At 63.0% G+C, this 22,803-nt stretch carries 22 protein-coding genes; 6 read left to right on the top strand and 16 right to left on the bottom strand.

Translation table 11 applies throughout. From position 1 onward, the window contains the following. Nucleotides 1–34 precede the first annotated feature (34 nt). From AC5O5R_RS25235 to AC5O5R_RS25225, 3 genes are all read left to right on the top strand, one after another. Complete coding sequence (locus tag AC5O5R_RS25235) at nucleotides 35–832, top strand: transporter substrate-binding domain-containing protein (protein WP_172220220.1); 798 nt, start codon at nucleotides 35–37, stop codon at nucleotides 830–832. Between the two features lie 78 nt (nucleotides 833–910). Further along, nucleotides 911–1,873, top strand: a complete 963-nt coding sequence (locus AC5O5R_RS25230) for an amino acid ABC transporter permease (RefSeq protein ID WP_172220199.1) — start codon at nucleotides 911–913, stop codon at nucleotides 1,871–1,873. After that, entirely contained in the window at nucleotides 1,866–2,600 is a 735-nt protein-coding gene (locus AC5O5R_RS25225; RefSeq protein WP_172220217.1) for an amino acid ABC transporter ATP-binding protein, read from the top strand. Before AC5O5R_RS25230 ends, AC5O5R_RS25225 begins: the two co-directional genes overlap by 8 nt. Before the next feature lie 177 nt (nucleotides 2,601–2,777). Here the strand turns inward: AC5O5R_RS25225 and AC5O5R_RS25220 are convergent, their stop codons facing one another. The 12 genes from AC5O5R_RS25220 to ubiE form a co-directional block, all read right to left on the bottom strand. Beyond that, nucleotides 2,778–3,482 (bottom strand): methyl-accepting chemotaxis protein, encoded by a 705-nt coding sequence (locus AC5O5R_RS25220; RefSeq protein ID WP_494515481.1) that lies wholly within the window; start codon nucleotides 3,480–3,482, stop codon nucleotides 2,778–2,780. 117 nt (nucleotides 3,483–3,599) lie between these two features. Beyond that, complete coding sequence (locus AC5O5R_RS25215) at nucleotides 3,600–4,721, bottom strand: methyl-accepting chemotaxis protein (RefSeq protein WP_494514815.1); 1,122 nt, start codon at nucleotides 4,719–4,721, stop codon at nucleotides 3,600–3,602. 290 nt (nucleotides 4,722–5,011) lie between these two features. Continuing rightward, nucleotides 5,012–6,592: a methyl-accepting chemotaxis protein gene (locus AC5O5R_RS25210; RefSeq protein WP_172220177.1), complete on the bottom strand. Its 1,581-nt coding sequence runs from the start codon at nucleotides 6,590–6,592 to the stop codon at nucleotides 5,012–5,014. A gap of 101 nt (nucleotides 6,593–6,693) precedes the next feature. Further along, nucleotides 6,694–7,401, bottom strand: a complete 708-nt coding sequence (locus AC5O5R_RS25205; protein ID WP_172220156.1) for a 16S rRNA (uracil(1498)-N(3))-methyltransferase — start codon at nucleotides 7,399–7,401, stop codon at nucleotides 6,694–6,696. Continuing rightward, the gene (tatC, locus tag AC5O5R_RS25200; protein WP_172220153.1) at nucleotides 7,398–8,186 is read right to left on the bottom strand and encodes a twin-arginine translocase subunit TatC; all 789 of its coding nucleotides are present in this window, start codon (nucleotides 8,184–8,186) and stop codon (nucleotides 7,398–7,400) included. Before tatC ends, AC5O5R_RS25205 begins: the two co-directional genes overlap by 4 nt. After that, the gene (tatB, locus tag AC5O5R_RS25195) at nucleotides 8,183–8,560 is read right to left on the bottom strand and encodes a Sec-independent protein translocase protein TatB (RefSeq protein WP_172220150.1); all 378 of its coding nucleotides are present in this window, start codon (nucleotides 8,558–8,560) and stop codon (nucleotides 8,183–8,185) included. Before tatB ends, tatC begins: the two co-directional genes overlap by 4 nt. Nucleotides 8,561–8,562: 2 nt before the next feature. Then, on the bottom strand, nucleotides 8,563–8,835 hold the full coding sequence (locus AC5O5R_RS25190; RefSeq protein ID WP_172220147.1) for a twin-arginine translocase TatA/TatE family subunit: 273 nt from the start codon (nucleotides 8,833–8,835) through the stop codon (nucleotides 8,563–8,565). 166 nt (nucleotides 8,836–9,001) lie between these two features. Beyond that, nucleotides 9,002–9,337: a phosphoribosyl-ATP diphosphatase gene (locus AC5O5R_RS25185; protein ID WP_172220144.1), complete on the bottom strand. Its 336-nt coding sequence runs from the start codon at nucleotides 9,335–9,337 to the stop codon at nucleotides 9,002–9,004. Nucleotide 9,338: 1 nt separating this feature from the next. Further along, nucleotides 9,339–9,731 carry a phosphoribosyl-AMP cyclohydrolase gene (gene hisI, locus AC5O5R_RS25180; protein ID WP_172220141.1) on the bottom strand — a complete coding sequence of 131 codons (393 nt, stop codon included), beginning with the start codon at nucleotides 9,729–9,731 and terminating at the stop codon, nucleotides 9,339–9,341. Between the two features lie 72 nt (nucleotides 9,732–9,803). After that, a complete protein-coding gene (ubiB, locus tag AC5O5R_RS25175; RefSeq protein WP_172220138.1) occupies nucleotides 9,804–11,423 on the bottom strand; it encodes a ubiquinone biosynthesis regulatory protein kinase UbiB in 1,620 nt (539 codons plus the stop codon). Next, a complete protein-coding gene (locus AC5O5R_RS25170; protein ID WP_172220135.1) occupies nucleotides 11,420–12,043 on the bottom strand; it encodes a ubiquinone biosynthesis accessory factor UbiJ in 624 nt (207 codons plus the stop codon). The genes ubiB and AC5O5R_RS25170 overlap by 4 nt, the downstream gene beginning before the upstream one ends. Continuing rightward, a complete protein-coding gene (gene ubiE / locus AC5O5R_RS25165; RefSeq protein ID WP_172220132.1) occupies nucleotides 12,043–12,813 on the bottom strand; it encodes a bifunctional demethylmenaquinone methyltransferase/2-methoxy-6-polyprenyl-1,4-benzoquinol methylase UbiE in 771 nt (256 codons plus the stop codon). The genes AC5O5R_RS25170 and ubiE overlap by 1 nt, the downstream gene beginning before the upstream one ends. 124 nt (nucleotides 12,814–12,937) lie before the next feature. Between ubiE and AC5O5R_RS25160 the strand changes: the two genes are divergently transcribed. Continuing rightward, entirely contained in the window at nucleotides 12,938–13,213 is a 276-nt protein-coding gene (locus tag AC5O5R_RS25160) for a polyhydroxyalkanoic acid system family protein (protein WP_033701930.1), read from the top strand. Nucleotides 13,214–13,261: 48 nt separating this feature from the next. Here AC5O5R_RS25160 and AC5O5R_RS25155 read toward each other — a convergent pair whose 3' ends face one another. Beyond that, a complete protein-coding gene (locus tag AC5O5R_RS25155) occupies nucleotides 13,262–18,190 on the bottom strand; it encodes a hypothetical protein (RefSeq protein ID WP_494514814.1) in 4,929 nt (1,642 codons plus the stop codon). 40 nt (nucleotides 18,191–18,230) lie between these two features. Between AC5O5R_RS25155 and AC5O5R_RS25150 the strand changes: the two genes are divergently transcribed. Next, entirely contained in the window at nucleotides 18,231–18,650 is a 420-nt protein-coding gene (locus AC5O5R_RS25150; RefSeq protein ID WP_172220126.1) for a phasin family protein, read from the top strand. 10 nt (nucleotides 18,651–18,660) lie between these two features. Next, a complete protein-coding gene (locus AC5O5R_RS25145; protein WP_172220123.1) occupies nucleotides 18,661–19,437 on the top strand; it encodes a phasin family protein in 777 nt (258 codons plus the stop codon). A gap of 142 nt (nucleotides 19,438–19,579) precedes the next feature. On the opposite strand, the gene AC5O5R_RS25140 is transcribed toward AC5O5R_RS25145, so the two are convergent. The 3 genes from AC5O5R_RS25140 to phaZ are packed head-to-tail and all read right to left on the bottom strand — an operon-like array spanning nucleotide 19,580 to nucleotide 22,799. Beyond that, nucleotides 19,580–20,194: a TetR/AcrR family transcriptional regulator gene (locus tag AC5O5R_RS25140; protein ID WP_172220118.1), complete on the bottom strand. Its 615-nt coding sequence runs from the start codon at nucleotides 20,192–20,194 to the stop codon at nucleotides 19,580–19,582. Between the two features lie 13 nt (nucleotides 20,195–20,207). Next, entirely contained in the window at nucleotides 20,208–21,890 is a 1,683-nt protein-coding gene (gene phaC, locus AC5O5R_RS25135; protein ID WP_172220115.1) for a class II poly(R)-hydroxyalkanoic acid synthase, read from the bottom strand. 57 nt (nucleotides 21,891–21,947) lie between these two features. Further along, nucleotides 21,948–22,799 (bottom strand): poly(3-hydroxyalkanoate) depolymerase, encoded by an 852-nt coding sequence (phaZ, locus tag AC5O5R_RS25130; protein WP_172220113.1) that lies wholly within the window; start codon nucleotides 22,797–22,799, stop codon nucleotides 21,948–21,950. Between the last annotated feature and the right edge of the window lie 4 nt (nucleotides 22,800–22,803).

Here is a 22,803-nt window from a genome sequence, read left to right as displayed (position 1 = left end):
TTCGCTACTTTTCTTGCTAGGGGACTTGGTGATGATCAAGAAATACCTTTCGCGGCTGCTGGTCGGTGTTACCGCCCTGGTCGCAGTCACGGCAGCCCAGGCGGGCGCCATCGATGACGCGGTCAAGCGCGGCACCTTGCGGGTGGGCATGGACCCGACCTACATGCCGTTCCAGATGACCAACAAGCGTGGCGAGATCATCGGCTTCGAGGTCGATATCCTCAAGGCCATGGCCAAGTCCATGGGCGTGAAGTTCGAGGCCGTTTCCACCGCCTATGACGGCATCATCCCGGCCCTGCTGACTGACAAGTTCGACATGATCGGCAGCGGCATGACCCTGACCCAGGAACGCAACCTGCGCCTGAACTTCAGCGAGCCCTTCATCGTGGTTGGCCAGACCCTGCTGATCCGCAAGGAACTGGCCGGCGAGATCAAGTCGTACAAGGACCTGAACAACGAGAAGTACCGCCTCACCTCCAAGCTCGGCACCACCGGCGAGATGGTTTCCAAGAAGCTGATCGGCAAGGCCCAGTACCATGGCTACGACAACGAGCAAGAGGCGGTGATGGATGTGGTCAACGGCAAGGCTGACGCCTTTGTCTATGACGCCCCGTACAACGTTGTGGCAGTGGAGAAGGCCGGGGCCGGCAAGCTGCTGTTCCTCGAAGAACCCTTCACCTACGAGCCGCTGGCCTTCGGCCTGAAGAAAGGCGACTACGACAGCATCAACTTCATCAACAACTTCCTGCACCAGATCAAGCATGACGGGACCTACGATCGTATCCACGACAAGTGGTTCAAGAACAAGGACTGGCTAAAGGAAATGGAATAAAGCCCAGGCCACAAGCCGGCTTTATGACCCCGACGCGCAGGCAAACCCTGCGCGTTCGCATTTACGGAAGTACCCCACGTGATCAAACACAAGAAAGCCCAGTGGCCTTGGCATGGGCTGACCGCCCTGGTCCTGGTGGGCCTGGCGATCAGCCTGTACATGGCTACCTCGATGATTTCCTACGAGTGGCGCTGGAACCGCGTACCCCAGTATTTCGCCTACAAGGCCGAGGATACGCAGCGCGCCGCCGGTTACGGTACCGTGCAGGAAATCGTCATCTCCGGCGATAACGCCCGTGTCACGCTGAAGGACGACAGCGGCGCCGAGCAAGTGCTTGAGGTGGCCAAGGACAGCCTGCAACTGAGCCGCGGCGACGATGTTGCCGAAGGCGACGCGATCGGCGTAACCCGGCATTGGGCCGCGGGCCCGCTGGCCTGGGGCCTGTGGACCACGCTGTGGATTTCGGTAGTGTCCGGCGCGCTGGGCCTGCTGATCGGCCTGTTCGCCGGGTTGTGCCGGTTGTCGAACAACCCGACCCTGCGTGACCTGTCCACCGTCTATGTCGAGCTGGTGCGCGGCACGCCGCTGCTGGTGCAGATCTTCATCTTCTACTTCTTTATCGGCACCGTGCTCAATCTGTCCCGCGAGTTCGCCGGGGTAGCGGCGCTGGCGCTGTTCACCGGCGCCTACGTGGCGGAAATCGTCCGTGCCGGCGTGCAGTCGATCGCCAAGGGCCAGAACGAAGCAGCCCGCTCGCTGGGGCTGAACACCAGCCAGTCGATGCGCCACGTGATCCTGCCGCAGGCGTTCAAGCGCGTGCTGCCACCGCTGGCTGGGCAGTTCATCAGCCTGGTCAAGGACACGTCGCTGGTGTCGGTGATCGCCATCACCGAGCTGACCAAGAGCGGCCGCGAGGCCATCACCACCTCGTTCTCGACCTTCGAGATCTGGTTCTGCGTGGCAGGCCTGTACCTGCTGATCAACCTGCCGCTGTCGCACATTGCCAGCCGGCTTGAGCGGAGGCTTGCGCAAAGTGATTGAAGTTCGTGACCTGGTAAAGATCTTCGATACCCGCGGCCAGGTGGTGCGTGCGGTAGACAACGTCACCACCCGCGTGGCCAAGGCCGAAGTGGTGGTGGTGCTGGGCCCGTCGGGTTCAGGCAAGTCGACCTTCCTGCGCTGCCTCAACGGCCTGGAGCACTTCGACGAAGGCCACGTGGCCATCGACGGCTTGCAGCTGGCCGACCCGAAAACCGACATCAACGCCTACCGCCGCGAAGTCGGCATGGTGTTCCAGCACTTCAACCTGTTCCCGCACATGACCGTGCTGGAAAACCTGTGCCTGGCACAGAAGGTGGTGCGCAAGCGCAACAAGGCCGAGCGCGAAGCCAAGGCCCGAGCGTTGCTGGAGAAGGTAGGTATTGCCCAGAAGGCCAATGAATACCCTTCGCGCCTGTCCGGCGGCCAGCAGCAGCGCGTAGCCATTGCCCGTGCCCTGGCCATGGACCCGAAGGTGATGCTGTTCGACGAGCCGACCTCGGCGCTGGACCCGGAAATGGTCGGCGAAGTGCTGGACGTGATGAAGACCCTGGCCCAGGAAGGCATGACCATGGTCTGCGTCACCCACGAAATGGGCTTTGCCCGCGAAGTGGCCGACCGGGTGCTGTTCTTCGACCACGGCAAGCTGCTGGAAGATTCGCCGCCGGCGGAGTTCTTTGCCGCACCGAAAGACCCGCGTGCGCAGGCGTTCCTGCGCCAGGTGCTGTAATGGCCGGGGGCGCTTTGCGCCCCTTTCGCCGGCAAGCCAGCCCCCAGAGGGATCGCGCCGGCCTCTGGGAACTGAGCTACATGGTTGCTGTTGCAGGCACACCGCAGTATTGAGAATTGTGCATTCCCTGTGGGAGCTGGCTTGCCAGCGATTGGGCTGCGAGCAGCTCCGGCAATCTCAGATGTTGAAACGCCCTACCATCCCCCGCAACTCCCGCCCCAACTGCTCCAGCTCGCCACTCGACGCCGCCGTCTGCTCACTGGCCGCACTGGTCTGATCAGACACATCCCGCACGTTCAGCACACTGCGGTTGATCTGCTCGGCCACCACGCTCTGCTCTTCGCTGGCCGTGGCGATCTGCTGGTTCATGCCCTGGATGTTCGACACCGTGTCGGTGATCTGGCTCAGCGCATCGCCTGCCCTGCGGCTCAGCTCCACGCTCTGCTCGGTCAGGCTCTTGCTGCTGTCCAGTAGCCGGGTCACTTCGTCGGTACCGTTGTGCAGGCTGTCGATCAATTGGCCGATTTCCTCTGTCGCGGTCGAAGTTCGCTGGGCCAACCCGCGCACCTCATCGGCCACCACGGCAAACCCGCGCCCGGCTTCCCCCGCCCGCGCTGCTTCGATCGCCGCGTTCAGGGCCAGCAGGTTGGTCTGCTCGGACACCGACTTGATCACATCGAGGATGCTGCCAATGCGCTGGCTCTCGCCCGCCAGGTGCTGCATGGCGGCCAGGCAATGGTCCATCTGCCCGGCCAGTTGCTCGATGCGGCCGATGGCTTCGGCGACCACCTGGTCACCCACCTGCGCCTGCTGGTCAGCGTTGGTGGCGGCCAGCGAGGCTTGCTCGGCGTTCTGCGCCACTTCCTGCACGGTGGCGCTCATCTGGTTCATGGCGGTGGCCACTTGGTCGGTTTCCTCGCGCTGCTGGTTGATGCGCAGCTTGGTGTCTTCGCTGCTGGCCGCCAGCTGCGTGGCGGCCTGGGACAGCTGGCCGACACCCTAGTCGATACCACCGATAAGCGCGCGCAGGCTCAAGGTCATCTCGCGCATGCTGCTCTGCAACTGGCCCATCTCGTCGCGGCGTTGCACCGTGTCGACCTGGGTCAGGTCGCCCTTGGCAATGCGTGCGGCTACGGCCAGCGTCTGGCGCAAGGGCTGGGTTATCTGCAAGGTGATCAGCCAGGCGGCCAGCACCCCAACCGCCAGCGCCAGCAGCGCCACGGTGGTCAGCAGTGAGCGGGCAGCCACGGCTTCGCTGTCGCGTTGTGCGACCTTGCGTTTGCCCAGCTCCAGGCTGACCGCGCGCAGTTCGTTGCCCATATTTTCCATGTTGTTTTGCAGCTGCTCGACGCGCACGGCAGCGCGACGATACTGGTCCAGGATGGCGCGATACTTGGCCAGTTCGACCCCCGGCTGTTCACTGAGTGCGCGTGGCAAGCCCAGCGGCGCCAAGCCCCTGAGCAGTTGCCCAAGGCTACTGTCGGCGGCGTTCAAGGCGTTGTCGCCGACCTTGGCAAAGTCTTCGACGGGGGTGAAGGTATAGGCCGGTACCAGGCTCTGCTGATTGGCGCCGTCGACATGCCGGGTGAGCGTGTCCATCAGGCCTAGCACGCCACTTTGCTGGCTGTCGGCAGGCATCTTGAGCAAGGCCTGGGTCTGCAGTTCGTCGATGACGGCATTGAGCTTTTGCTCCTGCACCTGCATGGCCTCGCGCAAGGCAATTCGGTTGGCGACACTGCGTTGCAGTTCGCTGAAGTCGTCGCGCAGGCGCTGCAGCAGGGCCAGCTTTTCAGTCAGCATTTGCCGCGATTCATCGACGCTGCTGCGTTGTTGCAGCGTGGTCAGCATGTTGTCGAGCTGGTCGAGGATACTGCCCATCCGCGATTTGCTGGCGTCGTCGTCGAGCACGCGGTAGGTGATGCGTTCCGCGCGCAGGTCCTTGGTCAGGTCGTTGATCAGGCCGATTTCGCTGAGTTGCTGCGAGCGAACAATGGCGTCATCCAGCGCGCGCCAGCCGCTGATCGTGGTGGCCAGGGTAAGCAGCAGGACCACGGCAAAGCCTAGGGCCAGCTTGGCAGCGACGCTGATGTTGCCGAGCTTGCGGTTGAGGTAGCCGAGCATGGGAAGTCTCCGAGCGATTGAGAGAGGGGATGCAGGCGCATTGCTGGCATCACACCTTTGCCAATCGGCAGCGGAGTTGTAGGACTTGACCTGATAATCAGGTAGGAAATGGCACTTGCAACTGTAGGAAGAATTACCTTGCGGCGTGACCGCTGTAGGAGCGGCCTTGCGTCGCGAACGGGCCGCAAAGCGGCCCCGGCAATAAAGGCTGCGAAGCTGAAATCTTGGGGCCGCTATGCGCCCCATCGCGACACAAGGCCGCTCCTACAGGAACGTGTGGTCCCGCTGGATCAGAGCCTGAACCGCCCCACCAACCCCTGTAAATGGGTGCCTAGCCGCGCCAGCTCCACACTCGAACTGGCCGTCTCTTCACTGGCCGCCGAGGTCTGGTCGGAGATATCCCGCACATTCATGACGCTGCGGTTGATCTCCTCGGCTACCGCCGTCTGTTCCTCCGCCGCCGTGGCAATCTGCTGGTTCATCGCCTGGATCGACGATACGGTACGGGTGATCGTCTCCAGCGAGCTGCCGGCACGGCGGGTCAGCTCGACGCTGCTGTCGGTCAGCTGGCGGCTGTTGTCCATTACGCTGGCCACCCGTTGGGTGCCGCTTTGCAGGCCGGCGATCAGCTCTTCAATCTCTTCGGTCGACTGCTGGGTACGCTGGGCCAGGCTGCGCACTTCGTCGGCTACCACGGCAAAGCCACGGCCAGCCTCGCCGGCGCGGGCGGCTTCGATGGCCGCGTTGAGGGCAAGCAGGTTGGTCTGCTGCGCTACCGACTTGATCACGTCGAGCACACTGCCGATCTTGTCGCTTTCGGCCTTGAGCTGGTTCATCGCCTCGCTTGAGTTGACCACTTCGCCGGCCAGGCGCTCGATCTGCGCGACCGCCTCGCCGACTACCCGGTCGCCTTCACGGGCCTGCTGGTCGGCCATCAGGGCGGCCTCCGAGGCCTGTTCCGCATTGCGTGCCACTTCATGCACGGTGGCAGTCATCTGGTTCATGGCGGTCGCTACCTGATCGGTCTCGACCTTCTGGTTGTTGACCCCCGCGCTGGTCTGCTCGGTGACAGCCGACAGCTGTTCGGCCGCACTGGCAATCTGGGTGACGCCATCGCCGATGCCGCCGATCAGTTCGCGCAGGCCCTGGGTCATGCGCTGCATGCTGGCTTGCAACTGGCCCAGTTCATCGCGTCGCTGCACCTGCAGCTGGTTCTCGGTCAGGTCGCCATTGGCCACGCGTTCGGCGGCGCGCAAGGTCTGGCGCAGCGGGATGATGATCTGCCGGGTGATGGCCCAGGCTGCCAGCAGGCCCAACGCCAGCGCCAGCACCGTAGCCATGGCGAGCAGGCTCTTGGCCCGCGCGGCACCTTCATCGCGCACGACGGTTTGCGAGGCAGTCATCGCCTGGCTGGCTTTCAGCAAGACCGTGCCCTGGTCGGCCATGCGCCGCAATGCCTGCTCCGTGGCGTCCGGGTCGGCAGCGGACCGGCTGAGGTCGGCGTACGCTTGCCGATATTCGCGTACGGCTGCCAGCTGCTGCTGAAGGCGTTGCTGATCCTCAGGTTGGTCGATCTGCCCTAGCATCAGCTGGATCTGCCGCTCCAGGTCGTTCAGGGCCTTCTCCAGCTCTGCCACGGCCACGTTGTCGCGGTTGCGTTCGTAGTGTTGCCGGGCAATGCGCAAGTCCTGGGTGTACTGGTGAATCACCGAGATATTGCCCAGCTTGTCGCCACGATCGATGATGCTGTCCATGCCCAGCCAGCCGGTCACGGTGATGGCCAGGGTCAGCAGCAGCACCAAGCCGAAGCCCAGCCCCAGTTTGCGATTGACGCTCACATTGCCCAACGATTGGGCTAACCCTTGATACATGTACGACTCCCCGGCGCCTTGGCAGCACAAATAGTTGTTGTGTTGCCAAGGCCATCGGCCTGGGGGAGGGAAACTTGATGGGCGAAAAAGTGGCGTTTACGTCAGAAAATACGCGAAAGCAGCGCAGTTACTGCAGTCTCGACGCGCAAGATGCGATCACCCAACTGCACTGGCGCCAAGCCGGCCTTGCCCAGCAGGTCGACTTCGTAGGGGATCCAGCCACCCTCGGGGCCGATGGCCAGGGTCACGGCTTGTTCCACGGCGCGCGGGCAGGCGGGGTAGGGGCCGGGGTGGCCTACCAGGCCGAGAGTACCGGCGGCGATGGCCGGCAGACGGTCTTCGACGAAGGGCTTGAAGCGCTTTTCGATGATCACCTCAGGCAGCACGGTATCGCGCGCCTGCTCGAGGCCGAGGATAAGGTTGTCGCGGATGCTTTCCGGCTGCAGGAAGGGCGTTTGCCAGAAGCTTTTCTCGACCTTGTAGCTGTTCAGCAGGATCAGCCGCGGCACGCCCAGGGTCGCCACGGTCTGGAACAGCCGCCGCAGCATTTTCGGCCGTGGCACAGCCAGCACCAGGGTCAGCGGCAGTTTGGTTGGCGGCTGCTGGTCGAAGGCGACTTCAAGTTCGGCTTCGTGCTTGTCCAGGCGCAGCACGGTAGCCTTGCCCATCAGGCCGTTGATACGGCCCACGCGCAGGTTGTCGCCCACCGCCACGCGATGGATTTCCTGCATGTGGGTGAAGCGCCGATCAGCGAGAACGACACGGTCGGCCGAAACGAAGTCGGCCTCTTCAAGGAGCAACAGGTTCACGATTGGGTCGCAGGCGGCTGATCGTTATGGTCATCGGCGGTTTCGTCGTGGGTACTGCGCTTGCGAATCAGGCTGCCGCACAGCAGGCCTACCTCGAACAGCAGCCACATGGGCACGGCCAGCAGGGTCTGGGAGAAGATGTCCGGCGGGGTAAGAACCATGCCGACTACGAAGCAGCCGATGATCACGTACGGGCGGATTTTCTTCAGGTACTTCACGTCGACCACGCCGATCCACACCAGCAGTACCACCGCCACCGGGATTTCGAAGGCTACGCCAAAGGCGAAGAACAGCGTCATCACGAAGTCGAGGTAGTTGGCGATGTCGGTCATCATCGACACACCGGCCGGAGTGGCGGCGGCGAAGAACTTGAACATCAGCGGGAATACGAAGAAATAAGCGAACGCCATGCCGGCGTAGAACAGCAGGATGCTCGACACCAGCAACGGTATGGCGATGCGTTTTTCGTGGCGGTACAGCCCAGGTGCGATAAACCCCCAGATTTGCTGGAGGATGAACGGGATGGCCAGGAACAGCGACACGATCATGGTCAGCTTGAACGGCGTCAGGAACGGCGAGGCCACGTCGGTGGCGATCATCGTTGCATTGGCCGGCAGGTGATCACGCAGTGGCGCGGAGACCAGGGTGTAGATCTGCTGGGCGAATGAGAACAGCCCGGCAAAGATCAGGAAAATGACCGCGACGCAGCGCAGCAGGCGGGTGCGCAGTTCGGTCAGGTGCGAAACCAGCGGCATTGGCTGGTCGTGTTCCGGATTCTCGCTCATGGGGCTCGCGGCGTTTCAGGCGGTTCAGAAGGGGCTACCGGTGCCGCAGGTGCTTCGACCGACCTGGCTTCGAGCCCGGCAGGGGGTTGCACGGTGGCGGTGGTCACGGGCGGCTGCGCAGGTGTGGCCATCGGGTTGAGAATGCGCTTGGCTTCCTCTTCCATCTGCAGGATATGCTCGTTGTGCAGCTGGCGGCGTATGTCGTCGGCGCCGATTTCGCGCTCGACTTCCATCTTGATGCTGTTGAAGCTGCGCTTGAGTCGGCCGATCCACAGCCCTGCCGTGCGCGCGGCACCCGGCAGGCGCTCGGGGCCGAGCACCAGCAGGGCGACCAGGCCGACGAGCAGCAGCTCGGTGAAACTGATGCCGAACATGGTCAGTCTTTCCGCTGCGGCTCTTGGACCGGTTGGGCCTGGCCATCGATGGTGTGCCCTTGGGCCTGTTGCGCAGTGTTCTGCACCGGAGGCACAGGCTGGGCGGGCGGCGGGGTTTGCTCGGCCGGCTTGTTCTCTTCTTCGTTCATGGCCTTGCGGAAGCCCTTGATCGATTCGCCCAGGTCACTGCCGAAGTTCTTCAGCTTCTTGGTGCCGAACACCAGGACCACGACGACCAGCAGGACGATCCAGTGTTTCCAGTCAAAAATACCCATTTCGTACTCCTGAATATTGTGTGTTGGCCCTATCCGGGCTGCATTGCAAACCTTGTGGGAGCGGGTTCACCCGCGAACACCGGCGCAGCCGGTGCCATATATCGCGTTGCAAGCTTCGCGGGTGAACCCGCTCCCACAGGGGCGCGCAGCACGCCCCGAAAATACATCAGGCAGAAGGCGTTCGTGCGGCCTTCTCATCATGACCGGACAAGCCAAAGCGGCGGTCCAGTTCATCGAGCACGGCTTGCGGATGCTGGCCCAGTGCGCTGAGCATCACCAGGCTATGAAACCACAGGTCGGCGGTTTCATAGATGACATCGCTGTAATCCTTGCTGACGGCGGCATCCTTGGCGGCAATGATCGTCTCGATCGACTCTTCGCCGAGTTTTTCCAGAATCTTGTTCAGGCCCTTGTGGTACAGGCTGGCCACGTAGGAGCTGTCAGGGGCCGCTTGCTTGCGTTCTTCAAGCACTTCGGCCAGGCGGTCGAGGGTGTCGCTCATGTCAGTGTCCTGCGCTGTAGATGGCATCCGGGTCCTTCAGGACCGGGTCGACGGTGTTCCACTGGCCGTTTTCGAAAACCCGGTAGAAGCAGCTTTCACGGCCGGTATGGCAGGCGATATGGCCCAGTTGCTCGACCATCAGGATGATCACGTCGGCGTCGCAGTCCAGGCGCATTTCGTGCAGTTTCTGCACATGGCCCGATTCTTCGCCTTTGCGCCACAGCTTGCCACGCGACCGTGACCAGTAGATGGCGCGTTGCTCGGCGGCGGTCAGGGCCAGCGATTCGCGGTTCATCCAGGCCATCATCAGCACGCGTCCGGTCTTGTGGTCCTGGGCGATAGCCGGTACCAGGCCGTCGCTGTTCCACTTGATCTCGTCCAGCCAGTCTTTCATCGTCGACTCCAAAACGGGCCCGCTCCTGTGCCGGGCCCTTTGCGCTAGTGTGCCAGCCGCAGGCGCGGCTGGCTATTGGCGCACAATCAGGTAAAGGCCCGCAGCCAGCATCAGCCAGGCCGGCCAGGCAGCCGGGGCGGCCAGGCTGGCGGCTTCGGCGGCGCCGGCAGCCAGTACCGCACCCCCGCCCAGCAGGCCGGCGCCGAGCAGGCGCAGCGCCCGGCGGTCGCCCTGGCGGCGCCGTTCCGGCATCTGCGGGTCTTGCAGGTGCGGTTGCGACAGGCGCTCAAGCAGGTCGCGGGCCATGCCCGCCAGATGCGGCAGCTGTTCGGCCTGGCTATAGACATTGCCCAGCACGGCCTTGGGGCTCATGCGCTCGCGCATCCAGCGCTCGAGAAATGGCTTGGCGGTACTCCACAGGTCCAGGTCGGGGTACAGCTGGCGGCCCAGGCCTTCGATGTTGAGCAGGGTCTTCTGCAGCAGCACCAGCTGCGGCTGCACTTCCATATTGAAGCGCCGCGCGGTCTGGAACAGGCGCATCAGCACCTGGCCGAAGGAAATATCCTTTAACGGTTTTTCGAAGATCGGCTCGCAGACAGTGCGGATCGCTGCCTCGAACTCGTTGACCTTGGTGTGCGCCGGTACCCAGCCCGAGTCGATGTGCAGCTGGGCAACGCGGCGATAGTCACGCTTGAAGAAGGCAATCAGGTTGCGCGCCAGGTAGTCCTGGTCTTCCGAGGTGAGGCTGCCGACGATGCCGCAGTCGATGGCGATGTACTGCGGGCTCCAGGGTTTGACCGTGCTGACGAAGATGTTGCCGGGGTGCATGTCGGCATGGAAGAAACTGTCGCGGAACACCTGGGTGAAGAACACCTCCACGCCGCGTTCGGCCAGCAGCTTCATGTCGGTGCGCTGGTCGGCCAGGGTCGCCATGTCGGTCACCGGTACGCCGTAGATGCGCTCCATGACCAGCACCTTGGGCCGGCACAGGTCCCAGTACACTTGGGGCACGTACATCAGCTCGGAGCCTTCGAAGTTGCGCCGCAGCTGGCTGGCGTTGGCCGCCTCGCGCAGCAGGTCGAGCTCGTCGTAGATGGTCTTTTCGTAGTCGCCGACGATTTCCACCGGGTGCAGACGGCGGGCGTCGGCCGAGGCGCGTTCGGCGGCCTTGGCGATCAGGAACAGCCAGGCGAGGTCCTGGGCGATTACCGGCTTCAGGCCTGGGCGCACCACCTTTACCACCACCTCTTCGCCGGTTTTCAGGCGTGCGGCATGCACCTGGGCCACCGAGGCCGAGGCCAGCGGCTCCACGTCGAAGCGGCTGAACAGCTGCGCCACCGGGGCGCCCAGTTGTGCCTCGATCAGCGCCACGGCCTGCTTGGGGTCGAACGGCGGTACGCGGTCCTGCAGCAGCATCAACTCGTCGGCGATGTCGTTGGGCAGCAGGTCGCGCCGGGTAGACAGCAACTGGCCGAACTTGATGAAGATCGGCCCCAGGTCCTGCAGCGCCAGGCGCAGGCGTGCGCCGCGATTGAGCTCGGACGGTTTGCGAGGCAGCCAGCGCCATGGCATCAGCAGGCGCAGACTCATCAGCCACCAAGGCAGCGGCAGGTCGAACAGCAGGTCATCGAGACGGTAGCGGATCACCACACGCTGGATGCGAAAAAGACGGCGGACGGCGAGCAGCTTCATGCGTTATCGCTGGTATCAAGGGATCGGGAAAGGCGCTGCAGGCGCGCCTCGAGGCGTTCGGTATCAAGCTTCAGGGTGTCGAGTTCGCTGAAGGCGGCTTCGGCTTCGCGCTTGCCGACCAGGGTGCGGGACTCTTCGGCCAGGTAGTCGGACAGGTTGCGGCTGAAGCGCGCCAGGCCCTGACGGGTCCAGCGTGCGCGCAGGCGGACATGGCCGGCCAGCAGCGCCGTGGCCACCGGGCCGAGCCAGCGCTGCAGTTCGTGCTCCCAGTCCAGTTCCAGGTCTTGCAGCACGCCGAACAGGTCGAGCAATACGGCGCTGTCGCCGTGCAGTTCGACCTGCGGGCTGTGCAGCACAGCGGTCTTGTCGCTGGCCAGGGCCAGTTGCGCCAGGCTGCCGGCCGGGGCGCGCAGGCTGCAATCAACCTCGCCTTGCCAGTGGGCGGCGAGCATCAGGCCCTCTTCATCGGGCAGGATGAACACCTGCAGGGCCGGTTGGCGGCAGTCGATCTCTATGACCTTGCCTTCCAGCGCAGCCAGCCGCGGCAGGGCCGTGCTGTCCATGCGCAAGACCCGGTTCAGGCCATGTTCGACGCTGGCGAGCAGCCCGGCCAGCAGCATCAGGGTTTGATCCCCCGGTGCACGGCTACGATGCCGCTGGTCATGTTGTGGTAGGTGACGCGGTCGAAGCCGGCCTCGACCATCATGCTCTTCAGCGTTTCCTGGTCAGGGTGCATGCGGATCGATTCGGCCAGGTAACGGTAGCTTTCGGAGTCGTTGGTGATCAGCTTGCCGGCCAGCGGCATGAAGGCGAACGAGTAGGCATCGTAGGCCTTGGACATCAGCTTGCTGGTCGGCTTGGAGAATTCCAGGATCAACAGCCGGCCACCGGGCTTGAGCACGCGCAGCATCGAGCGGATGGCCTGGTCCTTGTGGGTGACGTTGCGCAGGCCGAAGGCGATGGTCACGCAGTCGAAGTGGTTGTCCGGGAACGGCAGCTTCTCGGCGTCGGCCTGGACGAACTCGATGTTGCCGGCCACGCCACGGTCGAGCAGGCGGTCACGGCCAACCTTTAGCATCGACTCGTTGATGTCGGCCAGCACCACTTGCCCGGTAGGGCCGACAAGGCGCGAGAACTTGGCGGCCAGGTCGCCGGTCCCACCGGCGATGTCGAGCACGCGGTTGCCGCTGCGCACACCCGACAGCTCGATGGTAAAGCGCTTCCACAGGCGGTGCATGCCGCCGGACAGCACATCGTTCATAAGGTCGTACTTGGCGGCCACCGAGTGGAATACTTCGGCGACTTTTTTCGCCTTCTGGCTTTCAGGGACGTCCTGGTAGCCGAAATGGGTGGTGGGTTCGGCGTGTTCGCCTTTGCGCTGGTCGTTCATATCGCTTCACCGGAAAAAATTACCGCCATTCTAGGGCGAACAGGCAGATTTGTCTTGGCGGGGTGTGCCAGTGGGCAGGGGCGGGCATAATGCCAATTATGTCTACATCTTCAGGAATGCCCGCATGACCCAGATCAGCGTCGAACGCAAACACTCACTCGGCCGCGAGGCCGCCCGTGCCAAGGCCGAAGCGCTGGTCGACAAACTCAGCCGCGAATACGACCTGAAGGCCACCTGGAACGGTGATCGCGTCGATGTGGCGCGCAGCGGCGCCAACGGCAGCGTGCACATTGGCGATGACAGCATTCGCGTGGAACTGAAGCTTGGCATGATGCTGTCGATGATGAGCGGCACCATCAAGGGCGAGATCGAGCGCGCGCTGGACAAGGCCCTGGCCTGAGTCGGGCTGCCTGCCGATGGCCGAGCAGGCAGCGCTGCCAATCGGGCTTCAGGAGGCAGGAAACGGTATCACGCCCTCGACCTGTGCCAGTTTGAGGTCACCCCGGTACACGTTGGCTCGCTCGGTGGCACTGCTTGCCGCTTCCAGGCGGGCGCTGCGGCTCAGCCCGAGGGGCTCGGGGAATTTCAGGTGGCCTTTGCTGAAATCGTGCGAGCCCGCGTCTGCACGGGCATAGTGGAAATGTGCCTCCCACAGGGTTTCCTCTGGCAGATCTGCCCTGCGGATCGTGTAGACATCCAGGAAGTCACCGGCCCGCAGGCGTTTTCTCACCCGGCCTGGCTGGATGATGATCTTGCCTGCCCGGTGCAGGTAGTTCAGTGCATCGCTCCCGGGGTGGCGAGTATTCAGGTAGGTTACTGTCAGCAGTTCGTTTTTGAGTGTGCGCAGCGCGGCGCTGGTCTCGCCTAGACGAGCAGTCATCGCTTGGTCCTGGTGGCTGGTGCCGAGCCCGGACGCCAGCTCGTCCAGATTGTCGATGAAACCGTCCATGAGGTCTGCCAGACCGTTCGGTTCATCGCTGCTTACATACTGGCGAGCGGTAATCTCAAGACGTATCGTTCCCCCCATCAAGGATGTAGCACGCTCACGCATTGCCCGGTAGTTGCGAGGCCCGGCCTGGGGGGCAGGGGTGTCGTCATAAAGCCCTTCCCGTTGCTCGTACACCTGCAACACCTGGCCGCTGTCTGGATCATGCTGAGCCATTTGGCTGGACCCCTCGACCTCATCGCCCAGTACTGCCCTGCCTCTTGACGTCCTTATCAACTTGCGGCGCCCCGGGCGTATGCGGTGAGCCACCTGCCGCGGCGCAGGCGGGTCAGGTAGCTGGCTGTCGCTCAATACTGTACTCAGATTGCTTTCTGCGACCTGCTTGAGGGCGCCGACTTCAGCGATATAGGCGTCCAGCATCGGCATGTCCAGCGCCGGGTCTTCCCACAGTTGCAGATACCTGGCAATGCCTGTCGCGCGCTCGTACTGGCGCAGGGCGTAGTTGAGGATTTCAGCCTGGTCGGCAAGCGAAAGGTCGCTACCTGCCAACAGTTCATGGCTGATCGCTGCTGTCCGAAAGTCGTCGTTGAACAGCTCGGCGTGCATCAAGCGCAACGCGTCGCCATCGACGTCGGTCGACAATGCACGGTCGAACGTCAACTGGTACAGGTCGCCGATGACCTGCCTGCGCAACAGGACCGAGGAACAGGGGCGCATCTCGATCAACTTTCGAATCTGGTTTTCCTTGTCCGCAAACTGGATTTTCGCATCGTTGAGGGTGGCCAGGGTATTGCGGTCAAGGCGCAGGCTGGCCTCGAGGATACGTCGGTCGATAGCGAGAACATCGCGATAGCGGCCGCGCACTGCGGTGTATTGCTGCAGCTGTTGCGCGTCCAGTGGACCTGAAGGAAGCAGGGCATTCTGTCGCTCGATTTCGCGATGGTCTGCCAGCTGGCGCAGCCTCAGGAACAAAATAGTGTCGTTCTTGATGAGCTTGTAGGCCAGGTCACCCCGGGTACGCTGGTTGTCTGCCTGCCAGGGTGCAGATTGTTTCACTACACGGCCAGTCTGCGCATCGAACTGTTCCTTCACCAGCGCAAGCTTGGCAAACCGAGGCTCAGCGAGCGCTTCGCAGCGTTGGAGCATGCGGGTCATCAGCCGTGCCGACTCTTCATGACAGCGCGCGCTCAGCTGCAGGTCCAGGAGAATCTCCGAGCGCAAGGTGCCAAGAGCGTCATAGCTTTGTTGCATGTCTTCGGGCAGGTTGCCGGGGTCGGTACGTAACAGGCCGAGTTGTGACTGGTAAGTGCTTTCGAACAACAGCAGTTGGCGGTCAAACGGATCGAGCGCCAGGCGTTTGCGCACTGCCTGTTCCGCAAGCCGGGCCAGGCTGTTGCTGTCGGCGACCTGTTCGACGATCGCGGCCTGGAACGCTGCATCATTTTCAGCCGCCAGCTGCCGCGCGCTTTTGGGCATGCCACCGGGCAGGTGCAGGTCAATGACCCACTCTTCGTTCCAGCGGGTCAGCCATGGGCCTTTGCGGCGCTCGCGCCCGACGATGTAGTAACCGTCCCGCTCGCCTCCCCATTCACTGCTCCAGGGGCCTTGGCTCTGGTCTGGGCCGATGATGCGCATGCCGTTCCATTCTTCCTGTACTTCATAGGCATCGTCCTGCAGCTTCACGTAATGGCGCCCCTGCAGCTTGAACAGCCCGCGCAGCCGTCCCTGGGTTTCCAGGATGGCGCTTGCCAGTGAGTGCCGCGCACGCAGGCTGCCCAAGGTGCGCAACAAGGCAGGTGGCAGGTTTCCCAGGCGCTGGTTGGCGTGCCAGCGCCTCACCGTCAGGGCTGTGGGCACCTGCTCGGTCACGGGCTGCCACTCTCGTGGTCGAGGCTTTTCTGCTGGGACCTGCACCACGCCGCTGTGCTCAGGCGATGGGTCGTTCAGCCGGAGTTCTGGCAGTTGGGGTTCAGGCGTGCGGGGTGTCGCTATGGTGTGGATCAGCAGCATAGCCACGTTACTGATCAGATCTGCGGTGGCCATCGCTCGTTGTTCAACGGTGCCATTTGATAGCGCGTCAATATCGTTTTTCAGTGCCATCAGGCTGGTGACGAGCCACGCAAGGGTGGCGGCGGGTCCACGCAATAGGGTCAAAGCGGTGTTGAACAGCACGGCGGCAAAATGCACAAGCATTGCCCAGCGTTCCTGGCTATTGGACACGCTTTGGCGCGAGGCCAGCTGCCGCATGGCATTGAGCCGCGCTTCGAACATGTGGATATCGAGCCTGGTTGGCCATGGCCTGAACGCGGCGCTGGCGGGCTGCTCGAGTTTCTTCAGGATGGTGGTTACCACGGCAGTGGAGGGGCTGAAGGTATAGGCCAGTGATTCAAGTTCAGGATGAATGTGGGGTTTGCTGAAGCCACCGTTGGCATACCTGGCCCTGGCGGCTGCGCTCATCCAGTCGAGCATGCTCTGGCCCAGCGCTGGCTCGGTACGAATGCAATCCATCAGCTGCGCAATGCTCGGGAACACCCGTACAGGGTCTTCGGGGTAGAGCGGGCGATATAGCATCCAGTTTCCGGTTGCGTGCAGCTTGATCAGGAACATGCAGGCCACCTCGTCCTTTGCGGCCCCGGGAGCGAAGGCAAAGGCGAGCGGGGCCAGGGTCAGTTGGCGCTGATCGTCACTGTCGCCGTGGCAGAAATCGTTGATGGTCTGGTGGGTGCGGCTGTCCAGTTTGCCGCCAATCCTGGCTTTGAGAGCACTGAACATCAGACCGCTGCGCCATTCGCGGGCATAATTGTGTATCCGCTGCAGGGTCGCCTGTTCCTCGGCCAGAACGTGGTCCAGGTACGCGGGGTAGTTGCCGCCGATGTCGAGCTCACCGATCCACCGGGCGATAGTGTCCAGATCCAGGTCTTTGTCGGCCAGGGCGTTGCCAGCCAGGTCGCTGAGGCCCGTGGCCGACTCCCCTATGCCGCTGTCCAGGCGCGAGACCATCAGCTCGGTGAGCGACACATGCCGGCTGATTTCGAGCCGGGCCAGGCCAGTACTGGAGTACTGCATCGGCACGGACAATGTGACCATCACCCGATCTGGGTGATAACGGGGCTTGCCGTCGGCCCTCTGTGGCATTTTCTGCAGCAGCCTGTCGACTGCATAGCGATGGATGTCCTGCACATCATCCAGCGCCGATTTGCCCTGGGACAACGCCTGGCAGGCCGAGAGCTCCAACAGCGCCGCGTAATAGTCCAGGCGCTCGGTGCTACTGGCCTGGGCCAGCCAGCCAGGCAGTTCGACCACTGGAAGGTCGGGCGCCAGGTAGGCGTGGTCAAGGAAATAGCTCGAAGGGTCGCTGACCCTGTCGAAGGTGCTCTCCAGCGTACTGACGCTGTCATGGCTGGCCACCTGCACCTGGCCTATGCGCAGGAGCGTGTCGTTGAGCAATTGCGTGGCCTGAAAGCTGAAAGGGTCACCTTCTACAGGCTGATATGCCCAGGACATGCTTTGGAACACCTGTTGGCCAGCGAGCGCATCGCGTAACGCGGTGGCGAATGCCGACAGGCTGACGTAGCTGTGGACAATGCCCGATGGTCTGCACCAGAGCACGCGCTGCCCGGGGGCGGTGATGATGAGCAGGTCGGGAAGTGACTGGTGACGGGTGATGCCATCGCGCTGCAATGTTACCTGCAGTGCCTGCACAGCAGGCCTTTCACCGCTGCTGACAATCAGCGAATACAAGGTGGACCTGTCTGCCCCACTCAGGCCCTGACGATGAACATTGTCGAGCAACGCGGCCTTGAGCATCTGCTGCAACCATTCCAGGGGCGTTATCCCTGATGCATCGCTGGGCCCAGTCCAGAAACTGATCAGCGCTTGTTGGTAACGCTCGATCAGCCTGCCGAGCAGGTCGGTGAAGTCCCCGTCGAGATGGGTCATGCTCAAGCTGATTTCAGGCCGGGTCGCCGGGTCGGCCCCCTGTTCCTGAGCGCGAAAAACTGTGGGTGGCGCCAGGCTTACCTGGTCGGAAGGCACCAGCACTGTGGGGCTGGCGCCTAGAAAACACGCCAGTAGTGCGTCGACCAGGGGGCATGGGGCAGACGCTGCGCGAAGAATGTAAAAGGGCTGCAGAGAATCGAGCTGTGGGTAACCCTGGCGTATCCAGGGATAGCGCCCGGTCAGGGCGGCGAAGCCTTCTTTGGCGGCCACAGCGCGCAGGCCTGGTCGTTTGGCGAAATGGGAAGCAACCAGGCGTTTGAACGATGGCCTGGGTTCCGCTGGGTTGTGGGACATGCAGTGTGCTCCGGTCGTTTGGCTGGCGACGGTAGAGCGCATGCTTGTCAGCGCGGCGGTAGATAGATCAGTGGCTGCAATGCTTAGGGTGAAGATTCTAATTTCCCGCCCTACCTTATGCTCAAGCCCAACCTCCATGGGCGGTTTCTCCTCCACTCATGAGCATGAGGTACAGAGCATGGCCAAAGTGAATGTGAAGAAAAAGGACGACGCCCAGAGCACCTTGGGCGAGGTGCGCGGCTACGCGCGCAAGATCTGGCTGGCTGGCATCGGCGCTTACGCGCGGGTGGGCCAGGAAGGTTCGGACTACTTCCAGGAGCTGGTGAAAGCCGGTGAAGGCGTAGAAAAACGTGGCAAGAAACGCATCGACAAAGAGCTCGATGCGGCCAACCACCAGATCGACGAAGCCACCCATGAGGTCAGCCGCGTACGCGGCAAGGTCGAAGTTCAACTGGATAAAATCGAAAAAGCTTTCGACGCGCGGGTCGGTCGCGCCTTGAATCGCCTTGGCATTCCGTCTAAACATGACGTTGAAGCGTTGTCGATCAAGCTTGAACAGCTGCACGAGCTGCTTGAGCGTGTCGCGCAAAAACCATAAGGAGAGCAGGATGGCTGGCAAGAAGAATTCCGACAAAGAAGGCAGCTCCTGGGTCGGCGGGATCGAGAAGTATTCCCGCAAGATCTGGCTGGCGGGGCTGGGTATCTACTCGAAAGTCGACCAGGACGGCCCCAAGCTGTTCGACTCGCTGGTGAAGGATGGCGAGAAGGCCGAGAAGCAAGCGAAGAAAACCGCTGAAGAGGTAGCCGACAGCGCCAAATCATCGACCACTTCGCGTGTGTCGGGCGTGAAAGATCGTGCGCTGGGCAAGTGGAGTGAGCTCGAAGAGGCCTTTGACAAGCGCCTGAACAGCGCCATCTCGCGCCTCGGTGTGCCAAGCCGCAACGAGATCAAGGCCCTGCACCAGCAGGTGGATAGCCTGACCAAACAGATCGAGAAACTGACCGGCGCTTCGGTTACGCCCGTTTCGTCGCGCGCGGCTGCGGCCAAGCCGGCGGCACGCAAGGCAGCGGCCAAGCCATTGGCCAAGGCGGCAGCTGACAAGCCAGCGGCAAAAACTGCCGCGGCAAAACCTGCAGCTAAAACTGCAGCGGCAAAACCAGCAGCCAAAACCGCTGCTGCGAAGCCGGCAGCCAAGCCTGCAGCGGCCAAGCCAGCGGCAGCGAAGAAACCAGCTGTGAAGAAAGCGCCGGCCAAACCGGCAGCCGCCAAGCCAGCAGCCCCAGCAGCCAGCGCTGCGCCAGCTGCGACCGCCGCCCCGGCACCTGCCGCGGCCCCCGCCAGCAGCACGCCGTCGGCACCTACCGGCACCGGTACCCTGATCTGATACCGCGTTCGCCTTATTCGCGGGTGAATCGGATCGCCGCACCGCCGCTCCCACAGGACCACGCTATGCCTGTGGGAGCGGCGGTGCGGCGATCCGATTCACCCGCGAATGCGTCGGCAAGGGCAATACATCCCGGACAGGTCTACTCCTCCAGATACTTCACTGCCAACTGCTCCGCCGCCGCCCGTGCCTGCGGTTGCAGATGCGGCGCCACCAGCATCATCACCTGATACACCACAATTCCCACATCCCCTTCGCGCCCCAGCACCCGCTGGTAATCCAGCGAAAACATCAGGGTCATGGTGGTCTGCTCCACCAACTGCCCCAACGCCTGCGTCTCGCTGACCACCTGGCCCTGGCCCTTGAGGCTGGCCAGCAATGCCGCAAGCGTGCGCTTGAGTGCGTTGATCAGGCTGCGCATGCCGCGGGCCAGTTTCGGCAGGCGGCCAGTCAGGTTGGACAGGTCCTGGAACAGAAACCGGTACTGGGCCATGCGCTCCACGATCAAGTGCAGGAACAGCCAGTAGTCCTCAGCCTCCAGGTGAACCTCCAACGGTGGATCGAGCAAGGGCATCAACGCCTCTTCAAAGCGCTCGAAAAGCCCTAGCACCAGGGGTTCCTTGCCGTGGAAGTGGTAATACAGGTTGCCTGGGCTGATGCCCAGTTCGTTGGCAATTTCCAGGGTGGATACGTTCGGCTCGCCCTGCTGGTTGAACAGCTGCAGGGCGCATTCGAGGATACGGTCGCGGGTCTTCATCCAGTGAACATGCTCATCGGGTCAGGACATAGGTGCCTGGCGCGGGGCCCAGCGGTGGGTAGGTGCTGTTGCCCAGTTCGGTGCGGGGTGCCTTCAGCGGGCCCGAGCGTGGGGTGATCCATTCCAGCCACAATGGCCACCAGCTGCCTTCGCTACGCTTGGCGTCGTGGAACCACGCACGCGGGTCGCTGGAAAGCCTGGGGTTGGCCAGGTAGTAGGCTTTGGGATTGCCGGGCGGGTTGATGATGCTCTGGATATGCCCGCTGTTGGCCAGGATGAAGCGGCGCTCGCCACCCAGCAGCAGGGACGAGCGGTACACCGCGTCCCATGGGGTGATGTGGTCATTGCTGCCGGCAACGGTGAAGCTGTCGAGGTCGACCTGCGACAAGTCGATGGGCGTGCCGCACACTTCGAGGCCGGCCGGGTAGGTGAGGGGGTTGAGCTTGAAGAAGTCCAGCAGGTCGCCATGCAGCGCGGCGGGCAGGCGCGTGCTGTCGGCGTTCCAGTAAAGGATGTCGAAGGCCGGTGGTGTCTTGCCGAGCAGGTAGTTGTTGACCCAATAGTTCCAGATCAGGTCGTTGGGCCGCATCCAGGCGAAAATCCGCGCCACCTCGCCACCGTCCAGCACGCCACGCTGGTACGAGCGGCGCTTGGCTGCCTCGATCGTCTGTTCGTCGGCGAACAGGCTGGCGGGGCTCTCGAACTTGCTGTCCAGCAGGCTGACAAGGTAGGTGGCGCTGCGTACCCGACGCAGCTGCTGCTTGGCCTGCAGGTGACCTTGCAGCGCGGCCATGGTCAGGCCGCCAGCACAGGCACCCATCAGGTTGGGGTCGCGGTTGCCACTGATGCTGCGGCAGGCGTTGAGTGCTTCCTCCAGGGCCTGTACGTAGCTCGACAGCCCCCATTCGCGATGGCGGGGGTCAGGGTTGCGCCAGCTGACCATGAACACCTGCAGGCCACTCTTGAGCATGTACTGGACGAAGCTGTTGCTCGCGCTGAGGTCGAAGATGTAGAACTTGTTGATTTGCGGCGGCACCACCAGCAGTGGGCGTGCGTGCTGCTTTTCGCTCATCGGCTTGTACTGGATCAACTCCAGCAGCTCATTGCGAAACACCACCGCGCCGGGGGTTGCCGCCAGGTTGCCGCCTACCTCGAAGGCGCGCTCGTCTACCTGGCGCGGCAGGCCGTCGTTATGGCGCAGGTCTTCAAGCAGGTGCGCCACGCCACGCACCAGGCTCTGGCCGCCGGTATTGAATAGCTCCTTGACGGCCAGCGGGTTGAGCAGCGAGTTGCTGGGGGCCAGGGCATCGTTGAGCAGGTTGAACAGAAAGTGCGTGCGGGCCCGGTCGTCGTCGCTCAGGTGGCTTTCCTCGATCCACTGGCGGGTTTGCTTCTGCCACGCCAGGTACGCCTGCAGACTGCGGCGGTAGAACGGGTTGCTGCTCCATGTGGGGTCGCTGAAGCGCGCGTCACGGGGGGTTGGCTGGTACGGCGTGTCGCCCAGCACTACCCGCCCCAGTTGCCCGCCGAGGGCTAGCAGATGCTGCGCGGTATGCAGCGGGTGGCGCAGGCCATGGCGGCCGACATTGCGCAGGGTGGACAGCAGGTCGCGGCCGCGCAGGCCGAGGATGGCGTTCTGCACGTTCATGTGGGTGGCGGGGAGCGTTGTCGATCCTTTGGCCGGTTTTTCTTTCATGGCAACATTCCCTCGTCTAAGCCATTTTCAGCCGCTCCCACAGGTTTTGCGTCGCCCTCACAAACCCGAGGCCGGGCGTGGGTGCATGACCGCGCGCTGTCGTTCTTGCTGCAGGAACTTCATGATGATCGGGGCGACGGCTTCGGCCCGGGTGATCAGAAACAGATGGCCGTCGTCGATAATGTGTAGCTGGGCATTGGGAATCCGCCAGGCCAGCAGGCGCATGTTGACCAGCGGGATCAGCGGGTCGTCGTCGCCGGCCAGCACCAGGGTCGGCTGCTGGATCTTGTGCAGCCAGTGGATGCTGGTCCAGCCAAGCCCGGCGAACAGTTGCCAGTAATAGCCCAGCTTGCCGCCGGAGCGCACCTTGGCCGCATGGTGCATGGCCAGCTCGGGGTCACGCCGAAAGCCGCCGCCATAGATCATCGGTGCGATGCGGATGACGTGCGACGGCTGCACGTAGCGCCGTGGGCTGGCCATCATCCACAACACTTTCGGCTTGCCCGGCACCATCACCGCACCGGCGGCGGTGGCGGCCAGCACCAGCTTCTTGCAGCGCTCGGGGTAGTCGTGGGCGAACTGCTGGGCCAGGGCGCCGCCCCAGGACACGCCGATGGCATTTACCTGCCCGTAGTCGAGGTAGTCGAGCATGCGTGCCGTCAGCTTGGCCAGCCCGGGGAAGCGATACGGGTGGCGTGGCGTGGACGACCCGCCGACCCCGGGTACGTCGAAGGCGATGACTTCCAGGTCCGGGTCCAGTGCTTCGATGAACGGAAACACCAGCTCCAGGTTGGCTCCGATGCCGTTGAAGATCAGCAACGGTGTCAGGTGTGGCTTGCCTGGCCGGACGGCGGTGCGAATGGACTGGTTGTCCAGCTCGACGGTCCTGAAGATATAGGGTTGCGGCATGCGC

It is taken from the genome of Pseudomonas sp. 8_5_2, from assembly GCF_059295255.1.
The sequence above is the reverse complement of the archived record's forward strand: the minus strand, read 5'-3'. Positions and strand labels throughout refer to the sequence as shown.

Bases quoted from the DNA above. Each gene is read 5' to 3' on its own strand.
- AC5O5R_RS25220 (WP_494515481.1), bottom strand. From the start codon at position 3,482: ATGAGCGCCACCGTGCAGGAAGTGGCGCAGAACGCCGAGCAAGCCTCG.
- AC5O5R_RS25215 (WP_494514815.1), bottom strand. From the start codon at position 4,721: ATGCTCGGCTACCTCAACCGCAAGCTCGGCAACATCAGCGTCGCTGCC.
- AC5O5R_RS25210 (WP_172220177.1), bottom strand. From the start codon at position 6,592: ATGTATCAAGGGTTAGCCCAATCGTTGGGCAATGTGAGCGTCAATCGC.
- tatC (WP_172220153.1), bottom strand. From the start codon at position 8,186: ATGAGCGAGAATCCGGAACACGACCAGCCAATGCCGCTGGTTTCGCAC.
- tatB (WP_172220150.1), bottom strand. From the start codon at position 8,560: ATGTTCGGCATCAGTTTCACCGAGCTGCTGCTCGTCGGCCTGGTCGCC.
- AC5O5R_RS25190 (WP_172220147.1), bottom strand. From the start codon at position 8,835: ATGGGTATTTTTGACTGGAAACACTGGATCGTCCTGCTGGTCGTCGTG.
- AC5O5R_RS25185 (WP_172220144.1), bottom strand. From the start codon at position 9,337: ATGAGCGACACCCTCGACCGCCTGGCCGAAGTGCTTGAAGAACGCAAG.
- hisI (WP_172220141.1), bottom strand. From the start codon at position 9,731: ATGAAAGACTGGCTGGACGAGATCAAGTGGAACAGCGACGGCCTGGTA.
- ubiB (WP_172220138.1), bottom strand. From the start codon at position 11,423: ATGAAGCTGCTCGCCGTCCGCCGTCTTTTTCGCATCCAGCGTGTGGTG.
- AC5O5R_RS25170 (WP_172220135.1), bottom strand. From the start codon at position 12,043: ATGCTGCTGGCCGGGCTGCTCGCCAGCGTCGAACATGGCCTGAACCGG.
- ubiE (WP_172220132.1), bottom strand. From the start codon at position 12,813: ATGAACGACCAGCGCAAAGGCGAACACGCCGAACCCACCACCCATTTC.
- AC5O5R_RS25160 (WP_033701930.1), top strand. From the start codon at position 12,938: ATGACCCAGATCAGCGTCGAACGCAAACACTCACTCGGCCGCGAGGCC.
- AC5O5R_RS25155 (WP_494514814.1), bottom strand. From the start codon at position 18,190: ATGGAGGTTGGGCTTGAGCATAAGGTAGGGCGGGAAATTAGAATCTTC.
- AC5O5R_RS25150 (WP_172220126.1), top strand. From the start codon at position 18,231: ATGGCCAAAGTGAATGTGAAGAAAAAGGACGACGCCCAGAGCACCTTG.
- AC5O5R_RS25145 (WP_172220123.1), top strand. From the start codon at position 18,661: ATGGCTGGCAAGAAGAATTCCGACAAAGAAGGCAGCTCCTGGGTCGGC.
- AC5O5R_RS25140 (WP_172220118.1), bottom strand. From the start codon at position 20,194: ATGAAGACCCGCGACCGTATCCTCGAATGCGCCCTGCAGCTGTTCAAC.
- phaC (WP_172220115.1), bottom strand. From the start codon at position 21,890: ATGAAAGAAAAACCGGCCAAAGGATCGACAACGCTCCCCGCCACCCAC.
- phaZ (WP_172220113.1), bottom strand. From the start codon at position 22,799: ATGCCGCAACCCTATATCTTCAGGACCGTCGAGCTGGACAACCAGTCC.